We start from the raw sequence: 4,774 nt of genomic DNA on the forward strand, positions 1-4,774 counted from the left end.
AAGATTCACAAATGTCGTTCATTGTTTTTGGGTTAAGTCCTCGATCGATTAGTATTCGTCAGCTCCACATGTCGCCATGCTTCCACCTCGAACCTATCTACCTGATCATCTTTCAGGGATCTTACTTGCTANGAAGCAAAAGGAAATCTCATCTTGAGGGGGGCTTCATGCTTAGATGCTTTCAGCACTTATCCCGTCCGCACGTAGCTACCCAGCTATGCCTTTGGCAAGACAACTGGTACACCAGCGGTGCGTCCATCCCGGTCCTCTCGTACTAAGGACAGCTCCTCTCAAATTTCCTGCGCCCACGACGGATAGGGACCGAACTGTCTCACGACGTTCTGAACCCAGCTCGCGTACCGCTTTAATGGGCGAACAGCCCAACCCTTGGGACCGACTACAGCCCCAGGATGCGATGAGCCGACATCGAGGTGCCAAACCTCCCCGTCGATGTGGACTCTTGGGGGAGATAAGCCTGTTATCCCCGGGGTAGCTTTTATCCGTTGAGCGATGGCCCTTCCATGCGGAACCACCGGATCACTAAGCCCGACTTTCGTCCCTGCTCGACTTGTAGGTCTCGCAGTCAAGCTCCCTTGTGCCTTTACACTCTGCGAATGATTTCCAACCATTCTGAGGGAACCTTTGGGCGCCTCCGTTACTCTTTAGGAGGCGACCGCCCCAGTCAAACTGCCCACCTGACACTGTCTCCCAGCCCGATAAGGGCTGCGGGTTAGAATTTCAATACAGCCAGGGTAGTATCCCACCGACGCCTCCACCGAAGCTAGCGCTCCGGCTTCTCAGGCTCCTACCTATCCTGTACAAGCTGTACCAAAATTCAATATCAGGCTACAGTAAAGCTCCACGGGGTCTTTCCGTCCTGTCGCGGGTAACCTGCATCTTCACAGGTACTATAATTTCACCGAGTCTCTGGTTGAGACAGTGCCCAGATCGTTACGCCTTTCGTGCGGGTCGGAACTTACCCGACAAGGAATTTCGCTACCTTAGGACCGTTATAGTTACGGCCGCCGTTTACTGGGGCTTCGGTTCAAAGCTTCGCTTGCGCTAACCTCTCCCCTTAACCTTCCAGCACCGGGCAGGCGTCAGCCCCTATACTTCGCCTTACGGCTTCGCAGAGACCTGTGTTTTTGCTAAACAGTCGCCTGGGCCTATTCACTGCGGCTCTCTCGGGCTTTAACACCCTAACAGAGCACCCCTTCTCCCGAAGTTACGGGGTCATTTTGCCGAGTTCCTTAACCAGAGTTCTCTCGCTCACCTTAGGATTCTCTCCTCGCCTACCTGTGTCGGTTTGCGGTACGGGCACCATACTCCTCGCTAGAGGCTTTTCTTGGCAGTGTGAAATCAGGAACTTCGGTACTATATTTCCCTCGCTGTCACAGCTCAGCCTTATAGGAGAAGCGGATTTGCCTACTTCTCAGCCTTGCTGCTTAGACGCACATATCCAACAGTGCGCTTACCCTATCCTTCTGCGTCCCCCCATTGCTCAAACGGAGTGGAGGTGGTACAGGAATATCAACCTGTTATCCATCGCCTACGCCTTTCGGCCTCGGCTTAGGTCCCGACTAACCCTGAGCGGACGAGCCTTCCTCAGGAAACCTTAGGCATTCGGTGGAAGGGATTCTCACCCTTCTTTCGCTACTCATACCGGCATTCTCACTTCTAAGCGCTCCACCAGTCCTTCCGGTCTAGCTTCAACGCCCTTAGAACGCTCTCCTACCACTGTTCGTAAGAACAGTCCGCAGCTTCGGTGATACGTTTAGCCCCGGTACATTTTCGGCGCAGAGTCACTCGACCAGTGAGCTATTACGCACTCTTTAAATGGTGGCTGCTTCTAAGCCAACATCCTGGTTGTCTAAGCAACTCCACATCCTTTTCCACTTAACGTATACTTTGGGACCTTAGCTGGCGGTCTGGGCTGTTTCCCTCTTGACTACGGATCTTATCACTCGCAGTCTGACTCCCATAGATAAGTCTTTGGCATTCGGAGTTTGACTGAATTCGGTAATCCGATGAGGACCCCTAGTCCAATCAGTGCTCTACCTCCAAGACTCTAACATATGAGGCTAGCCCTAAAGCTATTTCGGAGAGAACCAGCTATCTCCAGGTTCGATTGGCATTTCACCCCTACCCACACCTCATCCGCTCACTTTTCAACGTGAGTCGGTTCGGGCCTCCATTCAGTGTTACCTGAACTTCACCCTGGACATGGGTAGATCACCTGGTTTCGGGTCTACGACCACGTACTCATTCGCCCTATTCAGACTCGCTTTCGCTACGGCTCCGTCTCATCGACTTAACCTTGCACGGGATCGTAACTCGCCGGTTCATTCTACAAAAGGCACGCTATCACCCATTAACGGGCTCTAACTACTTGTAGGCACACGGTTTCAGGATCTATTTCACTCCCCTTCCGGGGTGCTTTTCACCTTTCCCTCACGGTACTGGTTCACTATCGGTCACTAGGGAGTATTTAGCCTTGGGAGATGGTCCTCCCTGCTTCCGACGGGATTTCTCGTGTCCCGCCGTACTCAGGATCCACTCAGGAGGGAACGAAGTTTCAACTACAGGGTTTTTACCTTCTATGACGGACCTTTCCAGATCGCTTCATTTACCCCGTTCCTTTGTAACTCCATGTTGAGTGTCCTACAACCCCAAGAGGCAAGCCTCTTGGTTTGGGCTAATTCCGTTTCGCTCGCCGCTACTCAGGAAATCGCATTTGCTTTCTCTTCCTCCGGGTACTAAGATGTTTCAGTTCCCCGGGTCTGCCTTCAGTACCCTATGTATTCAGGTAAAGATACTGCTCCATTACGAGCAGTGGGTTTCCCCATTCGGAAATCTCCGGATCAAAGCTTACTTACAGCTCCCCGAAGCATATCGGTGTTAGTCCCGTCCTTCATCGGCTCCTAGTGCCAAGGCATCCACCGTGCGCCCTTAATAACTTAACCGTTGACAAACTAATTGTCATGTTTTTTCGATATCAGCGATGATATCTTAAAAGAAAATTACTAAGATGAACGATACTTGTGAATGTATCTTGATATTACTTAACGTTATCTAGTTTTCAAAGAACATAGTTTCTGAAGCTATCACATCAAGTGATATTTCAGATCCTTTATATAGAGAGAATGCTCTCTCAAAACTAAACAAAACAAACAGCGTCTTTTTCCTTAGAAAGGAGGTGATCCAGCCGCACCTTCCGATACGGCTACCTTGTTACGACTTCACCCCAATCATCTGTCCCACCTTAGGCGGCTGGCTCCAAAAGGTTACCCCACCGACTTCGGGTGTTACAAACTCTCGTGGTGTGACGGGCGGTGTGTACAAGGCCCGGGAACGTATTCACCGCGGCATGCTGATCCGCGATTACTAGCGATTCCGGCTTCATGCAGGCGAGTTGCAGCCTGCAATCCGAACTGAGAACGGTTTTATGGGATTGGCTCGACCTCGCGGTTTTGCTGCCCTTTGTACCGTCCATTGTAGCACGTGTGTAGCCCAGGTCATAAGGGGCATGATGATTTGACGTCATCCCCACCTTCCTCCGGTTTGTCACCGGCAGTCACCTTAGAGTGCCCAACCTAATGCTGGCAACTAAGATCAAGGGTTGCGCTCGTTGCGGGACTTAACCCAACATCTCACGACACGAGCTGACGACAACCATGCACCACCTGTCACTCTGTCCCCCGAAGGGGAACGCCCTATCTCTAGGGTTGTCAGAGGATGTCAAGACCTGGTAAGGTTCTTCGCGTTGCTTCGAATTAAACCACATGCTCCACCGCTTGTGCGGGCCCCCGTCAATTCCTTTGAGTTTCAGTCTTGCGACCGTACTCCCCAGGCGGAGTGCTTAATGCGTTAGCTGCAGCACTAAAGGGCGGAAACCCTCTAACACTTAGCACTCATCGTTTACGGCGTGGACTACCAGGGTATCTAATCCTGTTTGCTCCCCACGCTTTCGCGCCTCAGTGTCAGTTACAGACCAGAAAGTCGCCTTCGCCACTGGTGTTCCTCCAAATCTCTACGCATTTCACCGCTACACTTGGAATTCCACTTTCCTCTTCTGCACTCAAGTTCCCCAGTTTCCAATGACCCTCCACGGTTGAGCCGTGGGCTTTCACATCAGACTTAAGAAACCACCTGCGCGCGCTTTACGCCCAATAATTCCGGATAACGCTTGCCACCTACGTATTACCGCGGCTGCTGGCACGTAGTTAGCCGTGGCTTTCTGGTTAGGTACCGTCAAGGTGCGAGCAGTTACTCTCGCACTTGTTCTTCCCTAACAACAGAGCTTTACGACCCGAAGGCCTTCATCACTCACGCGGCGTTGCTCCATCAGACTTTCGTCCATTGTGGAAGATTCCCTACTGCTGCCTCCCGTAGGAGTCTGGGCCGTGTCTCAGTCCCAGTGTGGCCGATCACCCTCTCAGGTCGGCTACGCATCGTCGCCTTGGTGAGCCGTTACCTCACCAACTAGCTAATGCGCCGCGGGCCCATCCTTAAGTGATAGCCGAAACCATCTTTCAACAAGGAACCAGGAGGTTCCTTATATTATCCGGTATTAGCTCCGGTTTCCCGAAGTTATCCCAGTCTCAAGGGCAGGTTGCCCACGTGTTACTCACCCGTCCGCCGCTAACTTACAAAAGCAAGCTTTTGTAAGTCCGCTCGACTTGCATGTATTAGGCACGCCGCCAGCGTTCATCCTGAGCCAGGATCAAACTCTCCAATAAAGAGTTTGAGCTTATGCTCAAATGTTGACTAGCTT

Annotated in this window: 2 rRNA genes; both read right to left on the reverse strand. The window is 51.8% G+C overall.

The features are described from left to right. Positions 1-28 precede the first annotated feature (28 nt). Positions 29-2,963 (reverse strand): 23S ribosomal RNA (locus tag GRI39_RS14305). 226 nt (positions 2,964-3,189) lie between these two features. Then, positions 3,190-4,739, reverse strand: a 16S ribosomal RNA gene (locus GRI39_RS14310). The 16S and 23S rRNA genes sit together here, the layout of an rRNA operon. Between the last annotated feature and the right edge of the window lie 35 nt (positions 4,740-4,774).

The sequence above is a fragment of the Altericroceibacterium indicum genome (assembly GCF_009828105.1).
GTDB lineage: Bacteria > Pseudomonadota > Alphaproteobacteria > Sphingomonadales > Sphingomonadaceae > Altericroceibacterium > Altericroceibacterium indicum.